General features: G+C 43.4%; 22 protein-coding genes, 2 tRNA genes, 1 other RNA gene and 1 pseudogene. 21 read left to right on the top strand and 5 right to left on the bottom strand.

Annotated elements, in window-relative coordinates:
* Positions 1-33 precede the first annotated feature (33 nt).
* The 5 genes and pseudogenes from AC075L_RS13995 (at position 34) to AC075L_RS13975 (ending at position 3,839) form a co-directional block, all read left to right on the top strand.
* Positions 34-726: a hypothetical protein gene (locus AC075L_RS13995; protein WP_008707645.1), complete on the top strand. Its 693-nt coding sequence runs from the start codon at positions 34-36 to the stop codon at positions 724-726.
* A gap of 337 nt (positions 727-1,063) precedes the next feature.
* A complete protein-coding gene (locus tag AC075L_RS13990; protein WP_182465165.1) occupies positions 1,064-2,770 on the top strand; it encodes an AAA family ATPase in 1,707 nt (568 codons plus the stop codon).
* A gap of 273 nt (positions 2,771-3,043) precedes the next feature.
* A pseudogene (locus AC075L_RS13985) lies at positions 3,044-3,499 on the top strand (UbiX family flavin prenyltransferase).
* The gene (lpdD, locus tag AC075L_RS13980; RefSeq protein WP_368219817.1) at positions 3,487-3,627 is read left to right on the top strand and encodes a prenylated flavin chaperone LpdD; all 141 of its coding nucleotides are present in this window, start codon (positions 3,487-3,489) and stop codon (positions 3,625-3,627) included. Before AC075L_RS13985 ends, lpdD begins: the two are co-directional and overlap by 13 nt.
* Positions 3,628-3,716: 89 nt before the next feature.
* Positions 3,717-3,839 (top strand): PD-(D/E)XK nuclease domain-containing protein, encoded by a 123-nt coding sequence (locus AC075L_RS13975; RefSeq protein WP_242857138.1) that lies wholly within the window; start codon positions 3,717-3,719, stop codon positions 3,837-3,839.
* A gap of 116 nt (positions 3,840-3,955) precedes the next feature.
* Here AC075L_RS13975 and AC075L_RS13970 read toward each other — a convergent pair whose 3' ends face one another.
* Together AC075L_RS13970 and AC075L_RS13965 are read right to left on the bottom strand one after the other, a co-directional pair.
* A complete protein-coding gene (locus AC075L_RS13970) occupies positions 3,956-5,224 on the bottom strand; it encodes a peptidoglycan-binding protein (protein WP_055060128.1) in 1,269 nt (422 codons plus the stop codon).
* A gap of 137 nt (positions 5,225-5,361) precedes the next feature.
* Positions 5,362-5,446, bottom strand: a tRNA-Leu gene (locus tag AC075L_RS13965).
* A 197-nt stretch (positions 5,447-5,643) separates the two neighbouring features.
* On the opposite strand from AC075L_RS13965, the gene AC075L_RS13960 reads away from it, so the two are divergent.
* From AC075L_RS13960 to rnpB, 7 genes are all read left to right on the top strand, one after another.
* Positions 5,644-6,651 (top strand): deoxyguanosinetriphosphate triphosphohydrolase, encoded by a 1,008-nt coding sequence (locus tag AC075L_RS13960; RefSeq protein ID WP_055060127.1) that lies wholly within the window; start codon positions 5,644-5,646, stop codon positions 6,649-6,651.
* A 23-nt stretch (positions 6,652-6,674) separates the two neighbouring features.
* Entirely contained in the window at positions 6,675-8,471 is a 1,797-nt protein-coding gene (dnaG, locus tag AC075L_RS13955) for a DNA primase (protein ID WP_055053826.1), read from the top strand.
* Positions 8,472-8,510: 39 nt separating this feature from the next.
* Complete coding sequence (rpoD, locus tag AC075L_RS13950) at positions 8,511-9,638, top strand: RNA polymerase sigma factor RpoD (protein WP_008707631.1); 1,128 nt, start codon at positions 8,511-8,513, stop codon at positions 9,636-9,638.
* A gap of 10 nt (positions 9,639-9,648) precedes the next feature.
* A complete protein-coding gene (locus tag AC075L_RS13945; RefSeq protein WP_008707630.1) occupies positions 9,649-10,356 on the top strand; it encodes a tRNA (adenine(22)-N(1))-methyltransferase in 708 nt (235 codons plus the stop codon).
* Positions 10,343-11,125 (top strand): Nif3-like dinuclear metal center hexameric protein, encoded by a 783-nt coding sequence (locus AC075L_RS13940; protein ID WP_008707629.1) that lies wholly within the window; start codon positions 10,343-10,345, stop codon positions 11,123-11,125. Before AC075L_RS13945 ends, AC075L_RS13940 begins: the two co-directional genes overlap by 14 nt.
* Before the next feature lie 118 nt (positions 11,126-11,243).
* Positions 11,244-12,911: a nucleoside kinase gene (locus tag AC075L_RS13935; RefSeq protein WP_008707628.1), complete on the top strand. Its 1,668-nt coding sequence runs from the start codon at positions 11,244-11,246 to the stop codon at positions 12,909-12,911.
* Between the two features lie 370 nt (positions 12,912-13,281).
* Positions 13,282-13,632: RNase P RNA component class A (rnpB, locus tag AC075L_RS13930), an RNA gene on the top strand.
* Between the two features lie 51 nt (positions 13,633-13,683).
* Here rnpB and AC075L_RS13925 read toward each other — a convergent pair.
* From AC075L_RS13925 to AC075L_RS13915, 3 genes are all read right to left on the bottom strand, one after another.
* Positions 13,684-14,121 carry an aspartate carbamoyltransferase regulatory subunit gene (locus AC075L_RS13925; protein ID WP_008707627.1) on the bottom strand — a complete coding sequence of 146 codons (438 nt, stop codon included), beginning with the start codon at positions 14,119-14,121 and terminating at the stop codon, positions 13,684-13,686.
* Positions 14,115-15,038 carry an aspartate carbamoyltransferase gene (gene pyrB / locus AC075L_RS13920; protein WP_020993668.1) on the bottom strand — a complete coding sequence of 308 codons (924 nt, stop codon included), beginning with the start codon at positions 15,036-15,038 and terminating at the stop codon, positions 14,115-14,117. The genes AC075L_RS13925 and pyrB overlap by 7 nt, the downstream gene beginning before the upstream one ends.
* 78 nt (positions 15,039-15,116) lie before the next feature.
* Positions 15,117-15,503, bottom strand: a complete 387-nt coding sequence (locus AC075L_RS13915; protein WP_008707623.1) for a putative ABC transporter permease — start codon at positions 15,501-15,503, stop codon at positions 15,117-15,119.
* A gap of 165 nt (positions 15,504-15,668) precedes the next feature.
* Between AC075L_RS13915 and AC075L_RS13910 the strand changes: the two genes are divergently transcribed.
* The 9 genes from AC075L_RS13910 (at position 15,669) to AC075L_RS13870 (ending at position 24,745) form a co-directional block, all read left to right on the top strand.
* Positions 15,669-16,952: a bifunctional folylpolyglutamate synthase/dihydrofolate synthase gene (locus AC075L_RS13910; protein ID WP_008707621.1), complete on the top strand. Its 1,284-nt coding sequence runs from the start codon at positions 15,669-15,671 to the stop codon at positions 16,950-16,952.
* A 21-nt stretch (positions 16,953-16,973) separates the two neighbouring features.
* Entirely contained in the window at positions 16,974-18,104 is a 1,131-nt protein-coding gene (gene pheA, locus AC075L_RS13905; RefSeq protein ID WP_008707620.1) for a prephenate dehydratase, read from the top strand.
* A 28-nt stretch (positions 18,105-18,132) separates the two neighbouring features.
* Positions 18,133-18,255: a DUF6783 domain-containing protein gene (locus tag AC075L_RS13900; protein WP_465078647.1), complete on the top strand. Its 123-nt coding sequence runs from the start codon at positions 18,133-18,135 to the stop codon at positions 18,253-18,255.
* A gap of 34 nt (positions 18,256-18,289) precedes the next feature.
* On the top strand, positions 18,290-19,597 hold the full coding sequence (locus AC075L_RS13895) for an ATP-binding protein (RefSeq protein WP_008707619.1): 1,308 nt from the start codon (positions 18,290-18,292) through the stop codon (positions 19,595-19,597).
* Between the two features lie 36 nt (positions 19,598-19,633).
* Complete coding sequence (locus AC075L_RS13890) at positions 19,634-21,172, top strand: Ppx/GppA phosphatase family protein (RefSeq protein WP_008707617.1); 1,539 nt, start codon at positions 19,634-19,636, stop codon at positions 21,170-21,172.
* Positions 21,173-21,186: 14 nt separating this feature from the next.
* On the top strand, positions 21,187-23,355 hold the full coding sequence (locus tag AC075L_RS13885; RefSeq protein WP_008707614.1) for an RNA degradosome polyphosphate kinase: 2,169 nt from the start codon (positions 21,187-21,189) through the stop codon (positions 23,353-23,355).
* Between the two features lie 255 nt (positions 23,356-23,610).
* Positions 23,611-23,682: transfer RNA gene (locus tag AC075L_RS13880), tRNA-Glu, on the top strand.
* A 141-nt stretch (positions 23,683-23,823) separates the two neighbouring features.
* Positions 23,824-24,390, top strand: a complete 567-nt coding sequence (locus tag AC075L_RS13875) for an RNA polymerase sigma factor (RefSeq protein WP_008707613.1) — start codon at positions 23,824-23,826, stop codon at positions 24,388-24,390.
* Positions 24,377-24,745 (top strand): hypothetical protein, encoded by a 369-nt coding sequence (locus tag AC075L_RS13870; RefSeq protein WP_008707612.1) that lies wholly within the window; start codon positions 24,377-24,379, stop codon positions 24,743-24,745. The genes AC075L_RS13875 and AC075L_RS13870 overlap by 14 nt, the downstream gene beginning before the upstream one ends.
* Positions 24,746-24,925: the final 180 nt, after the last annotated feature.

The following is a 24,925-nucleotide window of genomic DNA, read 5'->3' as shown; positions in this document are numbered from 1 at the left end:
TATAATGGCACATCAAGAGAGGAGGAGATTTTTATGAGTATGAAAAATCGATTTGCAGGAAAATGTAGAAGTTATCTGGTATTTTTTCTTCTGGCGGCAGTTGCAGTACTTTTATTTTTTCCAAGGGTAGCATCAGCTGCTTCCAAGCCAACTGCCAAACAGCTTAAAGTAACTTACAGAGGATTCGAATATGACAATGATACAGCAAAGTTATATCTGAAGCTGAGTCTGAAAAATACTTCGAGTTACACGATTACAAAAGTGAAGATGGGATATGAGATACCTATTATGGAGGATGGAACCATAACCCAGACCTTCAGTGTAACGATCAATCCCGGAAAGACAGTGAATAAGACGGTTTATATTGGAAAAATGACTCAGCAGCCATATAAAGCGCCGAAGGTAAAATGCTTATCGTTCTGGTATAAGTCAGCGACACCTAAGCTAAACCAGCTCAAAGTCAGCTACAAGGGATATGAGTACAATCCGAACACAGGAGAGCTGTATATAACTGCCCGTATGCAGAATACTTCCAGTTATACGATTACAAAGGTAACGATGTATTTTGAGATACCACTGGATGAAACTGCAACACCGACCAAAACCTACAATGTAAATATTCCGGCCGGAAAGACAAAAAATTACAGGTTCAAAATTGGAATGATGACAGATGCTCCGGATGGAAAGGTACTGGTGAAATGTAAGAAATTCTGGTATAAGAAATAACAAATGAAATTGTGATATCAGACAGGCAGCCATTGTGAGATACTCTAAACAGTACCGCAATGGCTGCTGTTTTGTTATGCTTAGGAAATTACGTCGGAATTGTTATAATTAGGTATATTTTAGCATAAATAATTCCTGTCTGAAATAAAAATTGCTGTTATTATTTCTGGCTTAGTCGGGCTCGAAGTGGCAGTAACTCCTGCTTTACGTTACAAATGTTTCATGTTATCATTATCTAAAATCAGGGAAGCTGTTTTTCGGGGAATTTTTTAACCGAATGCGGATTGCGAATATCCGTTTAACTTGCAAAATCTGGTAATGAAGGAGGATGAAAAATATGCGGAACAGAAAGAAACTGCCAATTGGAATAGATAGTTTTGAAAAAATAATCCGGCATAATTTTTACTATGTGGATAAAACAGAAATGATAACAGAACTTCTTCATAACTGGGGAGAAGTGAATCTGTTTACACGTCCTCGCCGTTTTGGAAAATCTCTGAATATGAATATGCTGCAGTCATTTCTGGAAATCGGATGTGATAAATCGCTGTTTAATGGACTGAAGGTATCCCGTGAAAAAGAACTGTGTGAAGAATATATGGGAAAGTTTCCGGTAATTTCGCTTACATTGAAGAATGTGGAGGGATTAAATTTTGAGTCAGCCCGGAAAGCGCTGAAGAATACTCTGGGAATGGAGGCGTGGAGACTTAGTGCTCTGACAGAGAGCAGCCGCCTTACAGAGGAAGAAAAAAACTCTTATAAAGCATTGACTGTCGTTGATGATCATGGCGATTTCAAAATGTCTGATGCCACAATGGAGAAGGCGCTGCTTATATTAACTGTATTACTGGAGAAACATTATGGAAAAAAAGCGGTTCTTTTGATTGATGAGTATGATGTGCCATTAGATAAAGCGTTCCAGTATGGATATTATGACGAGATGGTATCTTTGATCAGAAACATGTTTGGAAATGTTTTGAAGACAAATTCGAGCCTGTTTTTTGCAGTACTTACGGGATGCCTGAGAATTGCGAAGGAAAGCATTTTTACAGGATTAAACAATTTTAATGTTTTTTCGATTACGAGTGTACAGTTTGATGAGTTCTTTGGATTTACAGATGATGAGGTCGCAGAAATGCTGAAATATTTTGGGCTTTCTGACTACCATGAAACAATCAGGGAATGGTATGATGGTTATCAGTTTGGAAAGAAAGCAGTGTATTGTCCCTGGGACGTGATCAGTTATTGCAGAAATTTATGTGCAGATCCTGATGCGATACCAGAAGATTTCTGGTCTAATACCAGCAGCAACAGCATTGTGAGTCGTTTTATAGATAAAGCGAATAAACAGACGAGAGATGAAATCGAAAACCTGATTTCGGGAGAAACGGTTATAAAAGAAATAAAACAGGAACTGACATATAATGAACTGGATAAATCCATTGAGAATCTTTGGAGTATACTTTTTACAACAGGGTATTTAACACAACGTGAAAGAATAGACAGCAGAAAGTTACGTCTGGCAATTCCTAACAGAGAAATTAAAGAATTGTTTGAACTTCAGATCAGGGAATGGTTTCAGGAAAAGTCATCTGAGGATGTAAAGAAGCTTGATAAATTATGCATGGCTTTTCCAGATGGAGATGCAGAAACGATAGAAGATTTGTTTAACGACTATTTATGGAATACAATCAGTATTCGGGATACGGCAGTTAAGGGAAGAAAAGAAAATTTTTATCATGGAGTTTTGCTGGGGTTGCTAAGTCATATGGAGAACTGGGCTGTCTGGTCGAATATAGAATCTGGTGAAGGTTATTGTGATATTTTACTGGAAGTTCCGGAGAATCGTGTCGGAGTGGTGATCGAGATGAAATATGCTCAGGAAGATAGAATGGAGGCAGCTTGTACAGAAGCTCTGAAACAGATTGAACAACGTCAGTATGCTGCAAGGTTAAAGAGTGACGGGATGAAGAATATTGTAAATTATGGCATTGCCTGTTATCGGAAACATTGTAAAGTTAAGATGGGGAAAGAAAATTCTTAATCTAAGAAGATATCTTAATAAGAAAACAGCTCTGCTGTTCTGAAATTACAGCTCCTCTCAGTGATTATTATTTGTGATACTGAGGGGAGCTTTTTATATCATAGAAGATTATTCTGCAATGTTTCTGTGATGTAACAGTCTTTTGGACAGGATTCTTTCTTACGTATTCCTTGTTGGAATAATCCATGTGAAAAGAAGAATTGCGAAGGAAATAGGAAACGAACGGGTATAATTTGTGCAAATTGTTGGAAAATTTTTTAAACATACTTTAATATGAACGGAAAAGTCAGGAAAGGAAGAAAAATGAGAAAGAGACTTATCATCGGTATGAGTGGGGCTTCCGGAGCGCCCCTTACAATAGAATTGCTGAAACAACTGCAGCAGTATAAAGAAATAATAGAGATACATTTGATCGTGACAAAAGGTGCGGAAATGACGCTGGAACAGGAGACAGATTATACATTGGAATAGCTATATGCTCTTGCGGACGAGGTACATGATAACTATAACATCGGTGCAGGTCCGGCGAGTGGAAGCTACCGTACGATGGGAATGATCGTGATTCCATGCAGTATGAAAACTCTGGTGGGAATCGTAAGCGGGTACAGTGATAATCTCGTTTTACGGGCAGCAGATATAACCTTGAAAGAACGCCGGAAGAAGATATCATTACCAGAAAATGGGCTGAGCAGATATGGGAACTTGTCAAACAACCGGTGTCTGTGCTAGCAGGAGTACATTATGATAATCTGGAAAAGGAACAGTTGATGGAAGTAATCCGGATATTAGATCAACTGCTCGAAAACTTAGAACAAGAACTGCGATTGCGGAATACAAAATGTAGTCAAAACGTATAAGAGAAACATAGAAATACAATGGTGCTATAATTTTTCAGATAACGAAATCAGGAGTTTATGTCGGACTGGAAAAAGCCTGTGAAAAAGCAATGAACCAGATTCGGGAGCTGCGTTATGATGAACGGCTTCGTAATGAGGACAGAAATGATATTCTGGCATATGGAATTGCTTTTTGTAAGAAGAAATGCAAGGTAGTTGTCGAAAATTTATAAGGAATGAGGTAATCTTAAAAAGATGATATCTGAAAAGGGAAAGGGATAGGTGATAGATTCTTGCGCATCAGTTCTTTGCAGGCTGATGCGCATATTTTGTCTGCTTTGCTACAACCCTAACGCAACTCAGCAATCCTGCTGACTGCCACGTAGATCTCCTGAATTTTGTACCAGGTTGGATAATCTACGATTCCTGTCTGGTCCAGACCGAAAATGCTCTGGAAAATCCTGACGGAATTTTGGGTCTCAGGTCCGTAAATTCCATCTGCGGTAACAACAGGGACAGCAGGATAAGCTTCTGCGATTGTGTTTAACTGTTCCTGAATCTGTCTTACCTTATTTCCGGATGCACCGATATCCAGATCATATCCCGGCCAGGAGGAGGGAATCCCGGAGATTGCTTCCGCCACATTGATATACATATCATTTCCGTAAAAAGTTCGTAGGATTTCAATGGCAGAGTATCCCTGATCGCCCAGTGCCTTGCTTCCCCATTGTGTCATCCAGCCTCTGTTTCGGCATTGTACCTGTTTGCCGTCACAGTACTGGGTAAGGATTGGCTGACGTACATTTGGTCTGGAAAGATAATTCTCGAATAATTCATCTACAATGCGGTCAATGCTGGCAAAGATATTCCTGCCATAGATCCATTTGTGATCATAGGCAGTGGAGGAAGTGATCGTAAAGTCATAACCTTTGTTCCGGTACCATTCCGTATAAACCCTGTTCAGAGTAAAAGACATGATAGCCAGAATATTTGCCCGGATGGTGTCGTCGGGCCAGGTGGCATAGATTTCGCTGCTGGCTACATTTTTGATGTAATCTTTGTAGCGTACATAATAATTGCCTGCAGCGGAATCGTTGACAGGCCCATCGTGTACCACTATATATTCAGGGACAACGACCTTGCTTAATACGATTTCGCCGTTTTCGTTTATTGGTTTTATCTCGGCTTCTTCGATTTTGGGAGGATATTCATAGAACAACGTATGCGGAGGAATTACAATTCTCTGGAAAGTTTCGCCGGATTCCATGACATTCAGCGTTGTTGGCTGTCTGGATAAAGTATCTGCTAATACCTGGCTTCCTGCGATTTCTTTTGGTTCAAATCCTTCTGCTTCAATCTGAATGGTATATTCTGAGTAGGGCTGTTGTTCAACCGGTTCCATACTGTATTCCAGAGGTGGAGTCTTAAGTTCAATGACAGGAGTGCGTCCGGAGGAATCTGTTGTCACTTCTTCAATGGTACTGTCGGGTGCTCCTGTGTAGGAGATTCTGACGCGTGCGTTTTCTATGGGACGATTGTTCAGCCGGTCTGATACGGTAACCTGATATTGTCCTGTATCTATATTTTCCTGCTGCATCTGCATATGATAAAAAGCCATACAAGCTCCTGTAGATAATGCTTTCCTGATAAATTATGCAGGGGACCGGAAAATGGTTACCTGAGAAAAGAATTATTGTAGAAAAAAGAATAAAAAAATAAGGCACCATGACTTCTCATAGTTCCTCATTCTTTAAATGCGGAAGATGGGACTTGAACCCACACGAGCGCAATGCTCACAAGATCCTTAGTCTTGCTCGTCTGCCAGTTCCGACACTTCCGCATATCGCATTTCTTTGGGATTCTTTTGCTCTCCCTCGCGACAAGTGATACTATATCAAATGTAAAAGCTAATGTCAACACCTTTTTGAAAAAAATATAAAAAAATTTCAATTTTTTTTTGAAAAAAAGAGGAATTTGAAATTTTATGTAGAATATAATTAATAAGAGGTATTTTGTCAGCTTGTGGAGGTATCGCTTATGAATATCAGAGAAAGCATGGAACAGCGTGAACAAAAGATGCTCAGTCCTTATGCTGCTTTGAGTCTTTGTTCCAGAGGCAGAGAGCGGCAGGAGGAAGAATGCGATGTACGGACTGTCTATCAGAGAGACAGGGACAGGATCCTTCATAGTAAAGCTTTTCGCAGGATGAAGGATAAGACACAGGTTTTTGTGGCACCCCAGGGTGATCATTACAGGACCAGACTGACACATACTCTTGAGGTATCACAGATTGCCAGAACAATAGCGAAGGCACTGAGACTGAATGAAGATCTTGTAGAAGCGATCGCACTTGGACATGACCTGGGACATACGCCCTTTGGACATGCAGGTGAGAGGGCTCTTGATGCAGTGAATCCGGATGGCTTTGCCCACTATAAACAGAGCGTCAGGGTTGCACAGGTACTGGAGAAGAACGGCGAAGGGTTGAATCTCACATGGGAGGTCCGGGATGGTATCCTGAATCACAGAACCAGTGGGAATCCGTCTACTCTCGAAGGAAAGGTAGTAAGACTTTCGGACAAGATCGCCTATATTCATCATGATATGGATGATGCACAGCGGGCGGGGATTATTTCTGAGGATGATATTCCGGTCACGCTTCGGATGCTGCTCGGTTATACAACCAGAGAGCGGCTCAATACATTTGTTCATGATGTGATAGAGAACAGTCTTGAGCAGGATACCATAAAGATGTCAGCAGAGATCTACGAGGCAATGATGGATCTGCGGGCTCTCATGTTTCAGAATGTATATGAGAATCCGGCAGCCCATAAGGAAGAGGAAAAGGTAGTGAAGATGCTGACGGAGTTATATGAATATTATGTCGAACACCCGGAAGCAATGTCAAAAGAATACAGGGAGCTGATCGTGCGTGGAGAGAAGAAGGAACAGGCAGTATGTGACTATCTCTCAGGAATGACAGACCAGTATTCTATAAGGAAATTCCGGGAGATTTACATACCAAAAGCATGGGAAGTCTATTAATCGATCAAGAAGGAGGACGAAGCATGCGTTATTCAGACGATATCATTGAAGAAGTCAGGATGAAGAATGATATTGTAGATGTTGTATCCCAGTATGTGAAGCTGAACAAAAGAGGAAGTACCTATTTTGGACTTTGTCCGTTTCATAATGAGAAAACTCCCTCTTTTTCGGTAACACCGGCGAAGCAGATGTATTACTGCTTCGGATGCGGAGCAGGCGGGAATGTATTTAATTTTGTGATGGAATATGAGAATTATACCTTTGGGGAGGCACTGAAGCATCTGGCAGACAGGGCAGGGGTGCAGCTTCCGAAGATTGAATATTCCGGAGAAGCAAAGAAGAAAGCAGAACGTCGGGCTGCCCTTCTGGAGATCAATAAGCTTGCAGCAGGATATTTCTATTATCAGCTGCGTCGTGAGAGTGGCAGACAGGCACATGAATATCTGACAGGCAGAGGACTCAGTGAGGAGACGATCAGGAAGTTTGGCCTGGGATATTCGGATAAGTACAGTGACGATTTGTACAAATATCTGAAGTCAAAGAATTACAGTGACGAACTGCTGCGGGATTCCGGCCTGTTCAATGTGGATGAACGCAGGGGAATGTATGATAAGTTCTGGAACAGGGTTATTTTCCCGATCATGGATGTGAATAACCGCGTGATCGGATTTGGAGGCAGAGTGATGGGTGACGGAAAGCCGAAGTACCTGAACTCGCCGGAGACTACGATCTTTGATAAAAGCCGGAATTTGTACGGGCTGAATGTTGCAAGAACCACGAGAAAAAATTATCTGATCCTGTGTGAAGGATATATGGATGTGATATCCATGCATCAGGCAGGGTTTACCAATGCGGTGGCATCGCTGGGAACGGCACTTACTTCCGGACATGCAAGTCTGCTGAAGCGTTACACTCAGGAGGTATTGCTTCTGTATGACAGTGATGATGCAGGCGTGAGGGCTGCCCTTCGTGCCATTCCGATCCTGAGGGAAGCAGGTGTTTCTTCGAGGGTGGTAAATCTTAAGCCGCATAAAGATCCGGATGAATTTATCAAGGCACTTGGAGCAGAAGAGTTTGAGAAACGTCTGGAGCAGGCTATGGACAGCTTTATGTTCCGCGTACATATGGCAGAGCGGGAATTTCCAATGGAGGAACCCCAGGGACAGAACCGTTTCTTTGAGCGGTGTGCGCAGATGCTTCTGGAGCTTTCCGATGAACTGGAGAGAAATCTTTATATAGAAGCAATCGTAAAGGATTACAGAAGCAGTGGGATCAGTGTGGAGAATCTGAAAAAGAGAGTCGGAGCTCTTGCAATGAAGGGAACTCCGGCAGAGCAGAGGATTCAGCCTAAACCTGTGGGAGCAGGTCAGCAAAAGAAGAAGGAGAGTGCAGCAGAGAAAGCACAGAAGCTGATGCTTACCTGGCTGGTAACTTATCCGGGCATATTTGACACAGTGGAAAAATATATCCAGCCTTCAGATTTCGTGGTTCCTCTGTACAGGCAGGTGGCAGAGATGCTTTACCAGCAGCACAGGGATGGCGATGTGAATCCTGCAAGGCTGATGAATGCTTTCATTGACAGTGAAGAGCAGAGAGAGGTTTCATCCCTTTTTAATGCAACGATCCATCTGGAGACTCCGGAGGAACAGAACCGGGCTTTCTCGGATGCTGTGATCAGGATTAAGGATGAGAGTCTGAAAGAGAGAAACAGAACCTGGGATCCCACAGATATACAGGGACTGCAGGAACTTGTAAAAGCAAAGAAAGAACTGGAAGAGCTTGGAAGAAAGCGGCAGCAGCTGCATATTTCTTTCGAATAAGGATAAAATATAAACACTATATGGAGGTATAGAGCACATATGGAAATGAATATGGGTAAATTCAGTGAAAAACTGGTAGAACTTCTGGAGCTTGCCAAGAAGAAAAAGAATGTACTGGAATACCAGGAAATCAATGACTTCTTTAAGGATCAGCCACTGGGAGTTGAACAGATGGAGAAAGTATTTGACTTTCTGGAAGCCAGTGGAGTGGATGTGCTTAGGATTACAGACAGTAATGCAGATGATATGATCCTGGATGATGACGATGCAGACATTGATAAGCTGGATGAAGAAGAGATTGAGCTTGACAAGATCGATCTTTCTGTTCCTGAAGGTGTAAGCATCGAGGATCCGGTACGTATGTATCTGAAGGAAATTGGTAAGGTTCCGCTTCTTTCAGCAGAAGAGGAAATCGAACTTGCAAAGAGAATGGAGAATGGGGATGAGGCTGCCAAGAAACGTCTGGCAGAAGCAAACCTTCGTCTTGTTGTCAGCATTGCAAAGAGATATGTGGGACGTGGAATGCTTTTCCTTGACCTGATCCAGGAAGGTAACTTAGGTCTGATCAAAGCGGTTGAGAAATTTGATTACCGCAAGGGTTATAAATTCAGTACCTATGCTACATGGTGGATCCGTCAGGCGATCACCAGAGCAATCGCAGACCAGGCACGTACCATCCGTATTCCGGTGCATATGGTTGAGACTATTAACAAACTGATCCGCGTTTCCCGTCAGTTACTGCAGGAGCTTGGACGTGAACCTACGCCGGAAGAAATTGCAAAAGAGATGGATATGTCTGTAGAGCGTGTACGTGAGATCCTTAAGATATCCCAGGAGCCTGTATCTCTGGAGACACCTATCGGTGAGGAAGAGGACAGCCACCTTGGAGACTTTATTCAGGATGACAATGTACCTGTACCTGCAGATGCAGCAGCATTTACTTTGCTGAAAGAGCAGCTGGTAGAGGTTCTGAGCACATTGACAGACAGAGAGCAGAAAGTATTGCGCCTGCGTTTTGGCCTGGACGATGGACGTGCCAGAACTCTGGAGGAAGTTGGTAAGGAATTTAATGTAACAAGAGAACGTATCCGTCAGATTGAGGCAAAGGCGCTCCGCAAGCTTCGTCATCCGAGCCGCAGCCGTAAACTGAAGGATTATCTGGACTAAGGAGCCTGTTATGCAGCTTTCATTACGTTTGTCTGCAATAGCAGGCCTGGTGACCAGGGGAAACAGACTTGTGGATGTGGGATGCGATCATGGATACCTGCCGGTTTCGCTTTATCTGGATGGAAAGATTCCGGGTGCGATTGCCATGGATGTAAGAAAAGGCCCGTTGTCCAGAGCGCAGGAACATATTTCTCAGTATGGACTGGACGCATACATAGAAACCCGGCTTTCAGACGGACTTGAGGCTTTGAAACCGGGAGAGGGCGACACTCTTGTGATCGCAGGAATGGGCGGCCCTCTCATGGAGAGGATTCTTACTGACGGGGCAGAGGTCAGGGAGAGCTTTCGGGAAATGATCCTGCAGCCTCAGTCAGATATCCCCCATTTTCGCAGATTTGTCAGAAAAATCGGCTGGCAGATCACAGAGGAGGAGATGGTTCTGGAGGATGGCAAGTTTTATCCTATGATGAAGGTAATTCATGGAGAAAAGATGCATATTTCAGAAGATACTCCTTATACTTTAGATGAGTGGTTTGGAGGAATGCTTCTGGAAAGAAAGCATCCTGTTCTGCGGGAGTATCTGGAAAGAGAGCTTCGCATCCGCAATGAGATTCTTGACAGATTAAAGAATGCGCCCAATGCAGAGAAGCGTGCGGGCGAGATAGAGGAGGAAAAGCAGGCAGTTATTGCTGCTTTAGAGGAATATGAAGGCATATGAACTGACCTCCTGGCTGGAGAAGAAGTACCCGTCAGATGCAGCAGAGGACTGGGATAACGTAGGACTTCTCGCAGGAGATGATACAAATGAGATCAGCCACGTGTTTCTGGCTCTGGATCTGACAGAGGAAACACTGGCTGAGGCCATAGAGGATGGGGCAGATATGATCATTACCCATCATCCCATGATCTTTTCCGGAATTAAGAAGATCAATAATCACAGCTTTACAGGAAGAAAGATCCTTACGCTGATACAGAAAGGAATTGTTTATTATGCGATGCATACCAATTATGATGTGCTGGGTATGGCAGATCTGAGTGCAGACTATACGAAGATGCATGATACCACAGTCCTTTCCGTAACTGAAGAGAGAGAGGGAGAAGTACAGGGTTTTGGCAGAGTTGGGAAACTTCCCCGGGAAATGACGCTGAGAGAGTATGCACAGCTTGTCAAAGAGTCTCTGAAGTTAAATGATGTAAAGGTTTATGGGAATCTGGACAGCATGGTAAAATGTGCTGCTGTATGTACAGGATCAGGCAAGAGCATGATCAAGGATGTCATTAAGGCCGGTGCGGATGTGTATGTGACCGGTGATATCGACCACCATACAGGAATTGATACGGTTGCGCAGGGACTGGCGCTGATCGACGCCGGACACTATGGAACAGAATATATTTTTATGGATGCAATGAAAAAAGAACTGACACAGGCATTTCCGGAACTGAAAATCTCCTGTGCAGAGGTAAAGAGCCCGTACACGATTCTGTGATACGGGTTCTTACCATATAATAATGAAATTATAAATGAAAATTGGCTGATCTGCCTGTTGGCGGCGGAGCTGATAACTGTATTTACTTGTCGGTATAGCAGAAATGGAGGCAGGATTTATGGGACAGAAAATGTATAACGTTACGATACAGGGAATAACAAAACAATATCCTGAGAAGATTCCTTACAGTGAGATTGTAAAGGAATACGAAGGAAGTACGGATGCACCTGTAATGCTGGTGATCGTAAATGGCAGGCTGAGAGAACTGCATAAGCATCTCAAGGCAGACTGTGAGATTGAATTTGTGACATCCAAAGATCCGATCGGACACAAAACTTATTGCAGAAGTGCAAGTCTGATTCTTCTGAAAGCAATTTATGATGTGGCAGGGCAGGAAAATATAGACAGTGTAATGATCCATTATTCTGTAGGCAGCGGCTATTATTTTACAATGAAAGGACCTATGGCGCTGGATCAGGAATTTATTGATAAGGTAAAGGCGCAGATGCACAGGATCGTGGACGAGAATCTTCCCATTGTAAAGCGAAGCGTAAGCACTAGTGAGGCAGTTGCACTTTTTCATAAGCATCATATGTATGACAAAGAGAAGCTGTTTAATTACCGCAGAAGCTCTGCGGTGAATCTTTACAGTATTGGAAGTTTTGAGGATTATTTCTACGGTTTTATGGCGAACCATACGGGATATATTAAGACGTTTGATCTGTTTTTGTATGAGGGTGGTTTCGTACTGCAGCTTCCGACTCAGAATGAACCGGACCGGATACCTGAATTTAAACCGAGGGAGAAGATTTTTCGTGTGCAGAAGGAATCTCAGGAATGGGGAGATAAACTGGATATTGCGACAGTTGGTGATCTGAATGAAAAGGTTACCAGAGGCGGTATCCAGGATATTTTGCTGATCCAGGAAGCTATGCAGGAGGCAAAGATTTCGGAAATCGCATCTGAGATTGCCGCAGCCGGAAACAAGAAGTTTGTTATGATCGCAGGTCCGTCTTCTTCCGGAAAGACTACGTTTTCACACAGGCTGTCTATTCAGCTGGCTGCCCATGGAATGAAACCGCATCCGATCGCAGTGGATAATTATTTCATTGACAGGCACCTGACTCCTGTAGATGAGTTTGGGGAAAAGAATTTTGAGTGTCTGGAAGCGATTGATGTGGAGCAGTTTAATAAAGATATGCTTGAGCTTTTGGAAGGAAAAAGGGTAGAGATGCCGGTTTTCAATTTCAAAACAGGAACCAGAGAATATAAAGGTGATTTTCTGCAGCTGGATAAAGACGATATTCTGGTGATCGAGGGAATTCATGGATTGAATGACAGGCTCAGCTATGCGCTGCCAAAGGAGAGCAAATTTAAGATTTATCTCAGCGCTCTGACTCAGCTGAATATTGATGAACATAACAGGATTCCTACTACGGATGGCCGTCTGATTCGCAGAATTGTAAGAGATGCCCGCACCAGAGGGACTTCCGCAAAAGAGACAATTGCAAGATGGCCGTCTGTGCGCAGAGGTGAAGAACAGAATATCTTTCCGTTCCAGGAGGATGCAGATGTAATGTTTAATTCTGCGCTGATCTATGAACTGGCATGTCTGAAAGTATATGCGGAACCGCTTTTGTTTGGGATTGCCAAGGACGAACCAGAGTATACAGAGGCGAAGAGGCTGCTGAAGTTCTTTGAATATTTTGTTCCGGTGCCAAGCGAGGCAGTACCGAATAATTCGATTTTAAGAGAATTTATCGGTGGAAGCTGCTTTAATGTGTAAAATACTAGTACAGCGTTTCGTAAATAACTATACCAATCGCGTAGGATGCGGATTCGAGTGTGCTGGTATAAAAACGCAGGCGTAGCGGGCTACGCTGAGGCTTTTAGACCTGTGCAATCGGATTCGCAGACAAGTGAGTGGTATAGTTATTTCGAAAACGATGTACTAGAATGAAAGTTACTGTTCACACGCCACTATCCCGCGAGGTGTTTTGGCATGAATATGCCAAAATCCCGAGACATACAAGCCAAAATTCCATTGCCGCAGGCAATTTGAAATGAATTTTGGCAACGTTACTGAGAACGGAGTGAACAGTAATGAATGAAATTTCTTTACAAGTGCAAAAAAACGTGCTAGAATAGCACTTGCGCAACCAGGCCAGGTAATCGCGGCTGAACAGACGAAAGGGTTCAGACGAGGAAAGTCCGGGCTTCGCAGGGCAGGATGCCGGATAACGTCCGGTGGAGGTGACTCCCAGACCAGTGCAACAGAAATAAACCGCCTCACTTGCTGAGGTAAGGGTGGAAAGGCAGTGTAAGAGACTACCGCCGTCCTGGTAACAGGCCGGGCACATGTAAACTCCATTCGAAGCAAGACCGAATAGAAAGCGATACGGCTGCCCGTCGTGCTTTCAGGTGGGTCGCTTGAGCCTTATGGCAACGTAAGGCCTAGACAGATGATTACCCAATGACATAACCCGGCTTATCGGTCTGATTGCGTACAAAAAAACAGAACGGATTTCTTCCGTTCTGTTTTTTTGATATTTGTTTTATTATTTATTGCGTTTACCTGTATATTTCTCTTCGCAGTATTTACATCTGTAAACTTCTTTCTCTTTATCTGCAAGAACAAAGATCTGGTCGAGTCCCTGTTCAATGGAAGTGATGCAGCGTGGATTCTTGCATTTGATCACGTTGACAACCTGATTCGGAAGTTTCAGTTCTTTTTTGGCAACGATCTTCTCGTCCTTGATTACGTTTACAGTAATGTTATGATCGATAAAGCCGAGAATGTCAAGATCAAGATTCTCAACCGGGCATTCAACCTTGATGATATCTTTCTTACCCATTTTGTTGCTGCGCGCGTTCTTGATGATGGCAACGGTGCAGTCAAGTTTATCAAGCTTCAGATCATGATAGATAGTCATGGCCTTGCCTGCTTTGATATGGTCTAATACATAACCTTCGCGAAGTGCTCCAACATTTAACATGGTAATTTTACCTCCAGTAATGTGAGAATCAGGGCCATACGTACATATACACCGTACTGTGCCTGTTTGAAATAAGCTGCTCTCGGGTCTGCATCCACCTCTGTTGAGATTTCATTTACACGTGGAAGCGGATGAAGAATGTACATGTCTTTTTTTGCAAGTTCCATTTTCTGTTTGTCCAGAATGTAGAAATCCTTCATGCGGACATAGTCTTCTTCGTTGAAGAAACGTTCTTTCTGTACACGTGTCATGTAGAGGATATCAAGATCCGGTAAGGCATCTTCCAGTCTCTCTACTTCCTGAAATTCGATATTGTTCTTTTTCAGAACATCCTCGCGGATATAGCTTGGGATGCGAAGCTCTTCCGGTGAGATCAGAATGAATTTTACATTTGTGTAACGTACAAGTGCTTCGATCAGGGAGTGAACTGTACGTCCGAATTTCAGGTCGCCGCACAGACCAATGGTCAGATTGTCCAGACGTCCTTTCAGGGAACGGATGGTAAGTAAGTCGGTTAATGTCTGGGTAGGATGTTGATGACCACCGTCGCCGGCGTTGATAACAGGAATAGAAGAAGCCATAGAAGCTACTAACGGAGCACCTTCTTTCGGGTGGCGCATAGCACAGATGTCAGCGTAACAGGATACAACGCGGATTGTATCGGCAACACTTTCACCCTTTGAAGCGGAACTGGAATCAGCTGATGAAAAACCAAGAACTTTACCGCCAAGGTTCATCATAGCAGCTTCAAAGCTGAGACGGGTACGGGTGCTTGGCTCATAGAATAAAGTTGCCAGTCTTTTATCATCGCAGACATGTGCGTATTTATCAGGGTGTTTCTCAATATCGCTGGCCAGGTCAAGAAGAGTATTTAACTCATCAACAGACAGATCCAGCGGACTCATTAAGTGTCTCATTTCATACCTCCATATTTTACTGGTTCAGGAATTTTTATTTAATCCTTCATAACATCATATAATAATCAGGTGCTTTTTTCAAGAGAGTTTTCCAAGTATTTTCTCAAAAAAAAGTCCGGCTCCGAACCAGAGGGGAGCGTAGTCCGGTCTTATCAGTCCCCGGTAATTCAGAGGAGTGTTGCTGTAGTCCCAGGGACACATATGAAAACAGCGCAAAAGAGCACCGCTGATAAATTCCACGAAGAAAAATCCGACAGTATAAATGCAGCCGCGGACAAAAAGCGGGACAGCAGAAAGTTTACCGGAGAGCGGGCGGATGATGGCACCGCATCCGTAAATGGGAAACATTAAAAGGGAAGTTTTTCCTGTCATGGTAAGTTCTCCTGAAAGGATGGAATGCAGTCCGGTCCAGAGGATTTCCATGCACCAGCCCGTCAGACCGCAGAGAATGAAAGCTTTTTTCATAGGTAACGCTCCTGTATAAATTTCTATGATTCTAGTATTGCCTGCCTTGAAAAAAACATACACGTAGGATATAATGAGAACACGTTATTACACTATAGCAATGAGGTGCCTTATGCGCAAAAGGAACGTGTGGAGGGGATCTCATGGAAATAAGAGGAGTTTATTATGAATTATCAGGAAAGCCGGGAGTACATAGACAAAATCACCCGGGAAATTCCCAGTGTCCTGGGACTGGAGCATATGCGTGAGCTGATGAAACGTCTTGGAAATCCACAGGATGATCTGAAATATGTGCATGTAGCCGGTACCAATGGCAAGGGTTCTGTCATTGCTTTTTTGTATTCTGCTTTATCAGGTGCGAGATATCGCATTGGAAGATATGTTTCGCCTACCCTGTATTCTTACAGAGGCAGGATGGAAGTTTCGGGAAGCAGGATCAGCAGAGAGGACTTTGCTGCTTATATTACACAGGTGTCTGATGTTATTGCTGCTATGACAAAGGATGGTTATCCCCATCCCACTGCATTTGAAATAGAGACTGCGGTGGCATTTCTGTTCTTTAAAAAAGAGAATTGTGATCTCGTTTTGCTGGAAGTGGGAATGGGCGGAAATCTGGACGCCACAAATATTATTAAGAATACGCTGCTGGCAGTGCTGGTATCGATCAGTATGGATCATATGTCTTTTCTTGGAAATACTCTGGCACAGATCGCAGAGAAGAAAGCCGGGATCATCAAAGACGGCTGCAGAGTGGTGACTGCCAGACAGAAGCCGGAAGCAATGCAGGTGATCGAGAGGATCAGCAGAGAACATGGTACAAAATGTACCATAGCAGATGCTTCTGAGGCAGAGGTGCTAAAGGAAAGCTGCCTTGGACAGACAATCCGGTACAGGGGTGAAGAGTATGAGATTCCGCTGGCTGGTGTTTATCAGAAGGAAAATGCAGTAGTTGCGCTGAATGCTTTAAAAGTATTGGATGAGCTGGGCTTTCCCACTGCTGCGGAGCAGAAAAAAGAAGGGCTTCGCACAGTAAACTGGAACGGACGGTTTACAGTTATCTGTAAAAAACCGCTGTTTGTGGTAGACGGGGCTCATAATCCTGCTGCTGCGGATATGATGGCAGCTTCAATAGAGCATTATTTTAAGGGAAAACGGATCATCTATATTATGGGAGTGTTTGCAGATAAGGATTACAGAAGTGTGATTCAGAAAACTGCGCACTTTGCAGACCGGATACTTACGATCCAGACTCCGGATAATATAAGGGCGTTGCCTGCCGGAGAGCTGGCGAAGACTGTCAGTGAATACAATCCCAATGTACAGGCAATGGATACGATTAAAGATGCAGTGGAGGAGGCTTTTTCACTTGCCGGGGAACAGGATGTGATCATTGCCTTTGGTTCTCTTTCCTTTATCGGAGAGATGACTGATATTGTAGAGAATTTGTGAAAGTAAAAAGGTATAACATAAATGATAGATTTACAGGAATGCAGAAATGAAATAGATAAGATCGACAGCGATATCATACGTCTTTTTGAACAGAGAATGAAGGTGTGTGAGGATGTTGCAGAATATAAGATACGTACAGGAAAGAAGGTTCTGGATCCGGAAAGAGAGAGACAGAAGCTGGAGGTCCTGAGAGGTAAGGCGCATGGAGAATTTAATCAGCTTGGTGCGCAGGAGCTTTTTCAGCAGATCATGGCGATCAGCCGTAAGAGACAGTATCAGCTTCTCACAGAGCATGGAATCGAGGACGATGAGAAACTGGAAATGGTAGATGCACTTCCGCTGAAAGATGTAAGAGTTGTCTTTCAGGGTGTGGAAGGTGCATACAGCTATGCTGCAATGAGGGAATATTTCCAGGACGATATTGAGAGTTTTCATGTAAAAACCTGGCGCGATGCAATGGAAGCAGTTGTGGAGGGAAGAGCAGACTATGCGGTACTTCCCATTGAGAATACAACTGCCGGTATTGTTGCTGATATTTATGATCTTCTTACAGAGTATGAGCTTAGCATTGTAGGAGAACAGATCATCCGTCCGGAGCATGTACTTCTGGGACTGCCGGATGCTGAACTGGAGGATATCAGACAGGTATGTTCTCATCCTCAGGCACTTTCCCAGTGTGGAAAATATCTGGAATCTCATCCGGACTGGAAGAAGAAAGAGATGGAAAATACTGCCGGTTCTGCCAAGAAGATAAAAGAAGACAATGACAAGACGCAGGCAGCTATTGCCAGCAGACAGGCAGGAGAGCTTTACGGACTGAAGATCCTGGCTGAGAATATCTGCTATAACGGACAGAATGCCACACGTTTTGTGATCGTGAGTAAGAAACCGATCTATGTGAAGGATGCACATAAGATCAGTATTTTCTTTGAACTGCATCATGAGAGCGGAACTCTTTACAATATGTTGTCTCACATTATTTATAATGGACTGAATATGACGAAGATTGAATCCCGCCCGATCACAGGGAAGAACTGGCAGTACCGTTTTTTTGTTGATTTCGAGGGAAATTTAAAGGACAGTGCAGTGAAGAATGCCCTGAGAGGAATTGAGGCAGAAGCTGACAGAATGAGAATTTTGGGAAATTATTAAAAATCATTTCCATAATGCCAGAGCGTGTTTGAAAAATCATTTCCACAATCTGCACGTCCCACTTTGCGGCATATTTTGCGTAAAGCATTTTTCAAACACACTCTGGTACATCGTTTTCGAAATAATTATACCACTCACAGCAGAACAATAAGATAAAACAACAAGGTAAGAAGGAAGTAATAAAAATGGCTAGATTAAATGAATGCATCTTATACCGTAACTTTGAACATGGAGAAATCCTTGATAAAATGGCAGAACTGATGAATGCCTGGGAACAGAAAGCACCTGATCTGAAAGAAAAGGAAGGGCTGTTCTTTGAGTGTGCCAACGGACTGGTGGAAACTGCCGGCGCTTATGGATTTTCCGGAAATTTATGGCACTGTTATCTGACATTTCTTCTGGTAAATAATGAAAATGCATTCAGTACAGCCTGTGAGATCAGAGGGGCTGTCAACGGAAGTATTAATGAACTGGCACTGAATGATTTCGGTGTGTTTAAAGAACTGTATGATTTTGACCTGACTGTACTGGATGAGGCATTTGGAATTTCCTGCTGTAAGGTTCTCGGTGATTATACCAACACCGGAAGTAACAGCAAGATGTTTAATTCCCGTATCAGAGACCGTATCTGTGATCTGAGCAAAACGCTGGCAGCAGCGGAGTCCACAGAGGAATTCATGAAGGATATGGTACAGTTTTATAAGGATTTTGGTGTGGGTAAGCTGGGATTACATAAGGCTTTTCGTGTAGGCCATGATGAGAATGATAATGTGGAGATCCAGCCGATCACAAGGATCGCTCATGTGAAACTGGAAGACCTGGTCGGATATGAAATCCCGAAGCAGAAACTGATCGAGAATACAGAAGCTTTCGTAAGAGGCAGAAAGGCAAACAACTGTCTGCTTTTTGGTGATGCGGGTACAGGTAAATCCTCAAGTATCAAGGGAATCCTGAACCGTTATTATGATGAGGGACTTCGTATTATCGAGGTGTATAAGCATCAGTTTCAGGATCTGAATGATGTGATCGCCCAGATCAAGAACAGAAACTATAAATTCATTATCTATATGGATGATCTGTCATTCGAGGAATTTGAAATCGAATATAAATATCTGAAGGCAGTGATCGAGGGGGGTCTGGAGAAGAAGCCGGACAATATCCTGATCTATGCAACAAGTAACAGAAGACATCTGGTAAGAGAGAAATCCAGTGATAAGCTGGAGATCATGGATGATGACGATCTGCATTCCTCCGATACAGTGCAGGAGAAGCTTTCACTGGTTTATCGTTTTGGTGTCCGTATTTACTATGGCGCACCGAGCAAAAAAGAATTCCAGACAATTGTGAAAGCTCTCGCAGAGAGAAACGGAATTACCATGCCGGAGGACGAGCTGCTTCTGGAAGCAAATAAGTGGGAGCTTTCCCATGGAGGACTTACAGGACGAACTGCACAGCAGTTTATCGACCATCTGCTGGGTGTGGAGAAGGAATAAAAAAGCAAATAGATGAATGGTAAAGGGGGAACGCATATGGCAGTCATGACATTTGCAGCCATTGACATCGGATCTTATGAAGTCAGCATGAAGATCTTTGAGATGTCAAAAAGAATTGGTTTTCGTGAACTGAATGATGTCAGATACAGTCTGGAAATCGGAAAGGGTGTCTATTCTGACGGAAAGATCGATTCAGAAATGCTGAATGTTTTATGTGAGGTGCTGAACGACTTTAAGAGGCTGATGCAGGACTTTGGGGTGGAAGAGTATCGTGCCTGCGGCACCAGTGCATTCAGAGAACTTGTGAATCCGCTGCTGATCATTGAACAGATCTATCAGCGTACAGGAATGAAAATTGAAATATTAAGCAGTGCAGAACAGCATTTCCTTGGGTACAAATCAATTGCTGCTATAGAAAAGGGATTCAAAAAGATGATCCAGAAAGGCACCGCGATCCTGGATGTGGGCGGCGGAAGCCTTCAGGTTTCCCTCTTTGACAAGGATGCTCTGGTCACTACCCAGGGACTTAAAATGGGAAGTTTAAGAATCCGCCAGCGTCTGCAGGAACTGGAGAAAACAACCATTCATTATGACAAGCTGGTTGAGGAATTTATCCGAAATGACCTGATGAGCTTTCAGCGTCTGTATCTGAAGGATAAGGAGATCAGGAATGTGATCCTGATGGGAGATTTTATTACAGATATGATCTTCCAGGAGGAAATGGAAGACAGGATCATTACAAGGGAAGAATTTATGAAACGCTATGAGGATACAGTTGGAAAATCTGTTGACCTGCTGGCACAGGAGATGGAGATTGATCCGGAATATGCATCCCTTGTTGTGCCGACCATGGTAGTGTGCAGAAATTTTATTGATATTTTCAATGCAGAGTCTCTCTGGGCACCAGGTGTTTCCCTGCTGGATGGAATTGCCTATGATTTTGCAGAGAAGAAAAAATTTCTCAAAAGTGTCCACAATTTTGAGAATGACATTCTGGTTACATCAAAGAACATTGCGAAACGCTATTCCAGCAGTAAGAGCCATATCCAGGGAACTATGAATCTTTGCCTGAATATCTTTGACAGTATGAAGAAGGTTCATGGTATGGGAGCAAGAGAACGTCTGTTATTGCAGATCGCGGCACTGCTTCATGACTGTGGCAAATATATCAGTATGGAAAAGGTTTCCGAGTGTTCCTATCAGATCATTATGTCTACAGATATCATTGGGCTGTCCTTTATGGAACGCCAGATGATCGCATGTGCGGTCAGATTCAATAATTCTGCGTTTGTTTATTATGATGAACTTTACAGTATGGGAATCGCTATTGACAGAGAGAGCTATATCAAGGTGGCAAAGATGACTGCAATCCTTCGCCTGGCAAATGCCATGGACAGAAGTCATTATCAGAAAGTAAAAGGAATCAAAGCAGTGCTCAAAGACAGAGAACTGCAGATGATCGTGGATTCTGCACAGGACATTTCCCTGGAACTGGGACTGCTGAAAGATAAAGAGGCATTTTTTGAAGAAGTATTTGGCATTCGTCTGGTTCTCAGACGCAAGGGCAGAGCGTAAAGGAGGATGAACTTATGGACTTTGAAAAATTTGAAAAGAAAGAATATTTCGTGAATCGCGAGCTGAGCTGGCTCAAATTTGATGAGCGTGTTCTGAGTGAAGCAAGAGATAAAAATCTTCCTTTGTTTGACAGACTGAAGTTCTTAAGCATTACCGCATCCAATCTGGATGAATTCTTTATGGTGCGTGTGGCGTCTCTTAAGGATCAGGTACATGCAGGATATCATAAAACAGACATTGCAGGAATGACAGCCAAGGAGCAGTTAAAAGAAATCAGTGTCCGTACCCATGAACTGGTTCATGTACAGTATAATACACTGAACCGTTCTCTGATCCCTGCGCTTGAGAAAGCCGGAATGCACCTGGTGGCAGCCCATGAGAATCTTACAGAAGCACAGAGTGTATTTGTAGACAGATACTTTGAGGATAATGTATATCCGGTACTTACACCGATGGCGATGGATTCTTCCAGACCGTTTCCGCTGATCAGAAACAAGACATTAAATATCGGTGCTCTGATCTCTAAGAAGGAGAAGAGTGATAAACTCAGCAAAAAGGATAAAACAGGAGAACTTCTGTTTGCTACAGTGCAGGTTCCGTCTGTGCTTCCAAGGGTGGTGCAGATTCCGTCAAAGAAGGATGGAGATACCACAGTGATCCTGCTGGAAGAGATTATTGAAAGAAATATTGACAAACTTTTCCTGAGTTATGATGTGATATGTGCCCATCCTTACCGTATTATGCGTAATGCGGATCTTACCATCGATGAAGATGAGGCAGAGGATCTGCTGGTGGAGATCCAGCGCCAGTTAAAGAAACGTCAGTGGGGTGAGGTTATCCGTCTGGAAGTAGAGGATAAGATGGATGAACGCCTGCTGAAGATTCTGAAAACGGAATTTGATATCAAAGAGGCAGATATTTTTGAGATAAACGGACCTCTGGATCTTACCATGCTTATGAAAGTATATGGTGCGGATGGCTTTGATGCTTACAAGACACCGAGATATCAGCCGGCACCTGTACCGGAATTTCAGAATGAGAAGGATATTTTCCAGGTGATACGTGAGGGCGATGTATTCCTGCATCATCCTTATATGAGCTTCGATCCTGTTGTAAATTTCGTACGTCAGGCAGCAAAAGATCCGGATGTTCTGGCTATTAAACAGACTCTGTATCGTGTCAGCGGCAATTCACCGATCATTGCTGCCCTTGCGCAGGCAGCAGAAAACGGCAAACAGGTTTCCGTGCTGGTAGAGCTGAAAGCACGTTTTGATGAAGAAAATAATATTGTATGGGCGAAGAAGCTGGAGAAGGCAGGATGTCATGTAATTTATGGTCTGGTAGGCCTTAAGACACACAGCAAGATCACACTGGTTGTGCGCAGGGAAGAGACAGGAATCCGCCGTTATGTGCATCTGGCAACCGGAAACTACAATGATTCCACTGCCAAACTCTATACAGACTGCGGTATCTTTACCTGCGATGAACGTTTTGGTGAAGATGCAACAGCAGTATTTAACATGCTCTCTGGATATTCTGAACCGAAAAGCTGGAATAAGCTGATCGTAGCACCAATCTGGATGAAGGACAGGTTCTTAAGCCTGATTGAACGTGAGGCAGAGAATGCGAAGAAAGGACTTCCGGCGTTAATCCGCGCAAAGATGAATTCTCTCTGTGATCCGAAGATTATTGCTGGATTGTATTATGCATCTTCCTGCGGAGTTCAGGTGGAGCTTCTGGTAAGGGGTATCTGCTGTCTGAAAGTAGGAGTGCCGGGAATCAGTGAGAATATTCATGTCCGTTCTATTGTAGGGGAATTTCTGGAGCATAGTCGTATTTTCTATTTTGAAAACGGCGGAAACCCGGAAATCTATATGGGAAGTGCGGATTGGATGCCGCGTAACCTTGACCGCAGGGTAGAGATTGTTTTCCCTGTGGAAGATGAGAAGATTAAGAAAGAGCTGGAGCATGTACTTGATCTGGAGTTTAAGGATAATGTAAAAGCTCATATCCTGCAGCCGGATGGAACTTATGTGAAGCCGGATAAACGAGGCAAAGCCCAGATTAACTCTCAGATGGAATTCTGTATTGAGGCAACTGAGAAAGCAGCACTTCATAAACACGAAGAAAAGAAATCCCGCGTATTCATTCCAGCAGAGCCTGCGGAGGATATAGAGGAATAAGAAACAGTCAGAAACAGAAATAAATAACTGGGAAATGCCATGGAAAGCGGTGGAGCTGCCATGGCATTTCTTCTCTGGGACAAAAAAATAAAAATTTTTTTGTGGCAAAAACCGCATAAATACAGGGCTTTTTGAACGAAAAATTCGAGAAAAATAAAAAAATTGAAATTTTTTTAAAAAAGTACTTGCATTTTAGAAAAAGATGGTGTATATTAAACGAGTCGACAGCGAAGAGCAAACGACAGATAAACAAATGGCCAGTTGGTCAAGGGGTTAAGACGTCGCCCTCTCACGGCGAAAACACGGGTTCGATTCCCGTACTGGCTGCTACAAAATAGTGAGAATTTAACCAGAGCTTAGGCTCTGGTTATTTTTTTATCAGGGATTTCTCCTGACATGTTGTATGTCTTCGCAGACAAAAATGATTCACGAACCTGGAGCTTTCATCTGACAATAGAGGAGTAATACTTGGAAAGGAAGAACGATATGGTCACTGATGAAGAACTTTATGGGCAATATCTGTGCGGTGATGAGACAGGACTTGAACTGTTGATAAAAAAATACGGTGACCCGCTGACCTTATATATTGATGGTTATCTGCATGATGTCCACGAAGCGGAGGATTTAATGATGGAAACCTTTTCCTGGCTGTTTATGAAAAAGCCCCGCATCCGGAATGGATGTTTTAAGGCTTACCTCTATAAAGCAGCGCGTCACATGGCATTACGCCACAAAAGCAGACGGCGGATTATCTTCAGTCTTGACAACCTGACCAGAGAAGCGGAGGCACAAACGCTGGTAGAGGAGGTCGTCCGCACAAAAGAGCGAAACCAGATCCTGCATCTCTGCATGGACGAGTTAAATCCAGATTATAGGGAGGCTCTTTATCTGACCTATTTTGAGGGCATGAGCTATCAACAGGCCGCTGAGGTTATGGGGAAAAGTGTAAAGCAGATTACAAATATGGTGTACCGGGGGAAAGAGCGTTTACGCGGATTATTGAAACGGGAGGGTATTACAAATGCTGAAAGATGAGGAACGGATTGCGGAGGTAAAACGGCGTATTGCAAAAAAAGAACAACAGCAGAGACTGCGGCGCAGACGGATTATCTCTGCTGTCTGTATAGCGGCATGTTTTGCAGTAATCGTTGGGGTTTCCTTTGCCATGCCCGGTATTGTCGGACAGATCGAACCCGGTACTTCTTCAGGCTTTGAAACTGCGGCAACAATTTTGGGCGGCAGCACCGCATTGGGATATATAGTGATCGGACTGTTGGCTTTTGTTCTCGGCGCGTGCGTGACTATTCTGTGTTTTCGCATCCATCAGCTGAACAAAGAGGAGCAGACGGAGAAACAAAAGGAGGACAATGGGGATGGAGCTGATCAGTAACCTTTTTCAATTCGCTGTTACCCTGTTGGGCTTTTGTATGAGTGGTATTCGGTATCTAAAAGGTCGAAAACAGACATATTTCCTGCTGACCTGCTTTTACGGCTGCTTTTGCCCTTGGCTCTCTTTACTGGACGCTGTATCTGCTTTTGTTTTCTGAAACGCCGCAGGTCTTTTATGTGT

Source organism: Blautia sp. ZXY-1-B12, from assembly GCF_056339915.1.
The sequence above is the reverse complement of the archived record's forward strand: the minus strand, read 5'-3'. Positions and strand labels throughout refer to the sequence as shown.

Excerpts from the sequence above, each read along its gene's own strand:
- AC075L_RS13945 (WP_008707630.1), top strand. The coding sequence starts at position 9,649 with ATGCAGCTTTCATTACGTTTGTCTGCAATAGCAGGCCTGGTGACCAGG.
- AC075L_RS13935 (WP_008707628.1), top strand. The coding sequence starts at position 11,244 with ATGGGACAGAAAATGTATAACGTTACGATACAGGGAATAACAAAACAA.
- pheA (WP_008707620.1), top strand. The coding sequence starts at position 16,974 with ATGATAGATTTACAGGAATGCAGAAATGAAATAGATAAGATCGACAGC.
- AC075L_RS13885 (WP_008707614.1), top strand. The coding sequence starts at position 21,187 with ATGGACTTTGAAAAATTTGAAAAGAAAGAATATTTCGTGAATCGCGAG.
- AC075L_RS13975 (WP_242857138.1), top strand. The coding sequence starts at position 3,717 with ATGAACCAGATTCGGGAGCTGCGTTATGATGAACGGCTTCGTAATGAG.
- dnaG (WP_055053826.1), top strand. The coding sequence starts at position 6,675 with ATGCGTTATTCAGACGATATCATTGAAGAAGTCAGGATGAAGAATGAT.
- AC075L_RS13890 (WP_008707617.1), top strand. The coding sequence starts at position 19,634 with ATGGCAGTCATGACATTTGCAGCCATTGACATCGGATCTTATGAAGTC.
- AC075L_RS13995 (WP_008707645.1), top strand. The coding sequence starts at position 34 with ATGAGTATGAAAAATCGATTTGCAGGAAAATGTAGAAGTTATCTGGTA.
- AC075L_RS13990 (WP_182465165.1), top strand. The coding sequence starts at position 1,064 with ATGCGGAACAGAAAGAAACTGCCAATTGGAATAGATAGTTTTGAAAAA.
- AC075L_RS13895 (WP_008707619.1), top strand. The coding sequence starts at position 18,290 with ATGGCTAGATTAAATGAATGCATCTTATACCGTAACTTTGAACATGGA.
- AC075L_RS13910 (WP_008707621.1), top strand. The coding sequence starts at position 15,669 with ATGAATTATCAGGAAAGCCGGGAGTACATAGACAAAATCACCCGGGAA.
- AC075L_RS13915 (WP_008707623.1), bottom strand. The coding sequence starts at position 15,503 with ATGAAAAAAGCTTTCATTCTCTGCGGTCTGACGGGCTGGTGCATGGAA.
- AC075L_RS13960 (WP_055060127.1), top strand. The coding sequence starts at position 5,644 with ATGAATATCAGAGAAAGCATGGAACAGCGTGAACAAAAGATGCTCAGT.
- AC075L_RS13925 (WP_008707627.1), bottom strand. The coding sequence starts at position 14,121 with ATGTTAAATGTTGGAGCACTTCGCGAAGGTTATGTATTAGACCATATC.
- AC075L_RS13870 (WP_008707612.1), top strand. The coding sequence starts at position 24,377 with ATGCTGAAAGATGAGGAACGGATTGCGGAGGTAAAACGGCGTATTGCA.
- AC075L_RS13940 (WP_008707629.1), top strand. The coding sequence starts at position 10,343 with ATGAAGGCATATGAACTGACCTCCTGGCTGGAGAAGAAGTACCCGTCA.
- rpoD (WP_008707631.1), top strand. The coding sequence starts at position 8,511 with ATGGAAATGAATATGGGTAAATTCAGTGAAAAACTGGTAGAACTTCTG.
- AC075L_RS13970 (WP_055060128.1), bottom strand. The coding sequence starts at position 5,224 with ATGGCTTTTTATCATATGCAGATGCAGCAGGAAAATATAGATACAGGA.
- pyrB (WP_020993668.1), bottom strand. The coding sequence starts at position 15,038 with ATGAGACACTTAATGAGTCCGCTGGATCTGTCTGTTGATGAGTTAAAT.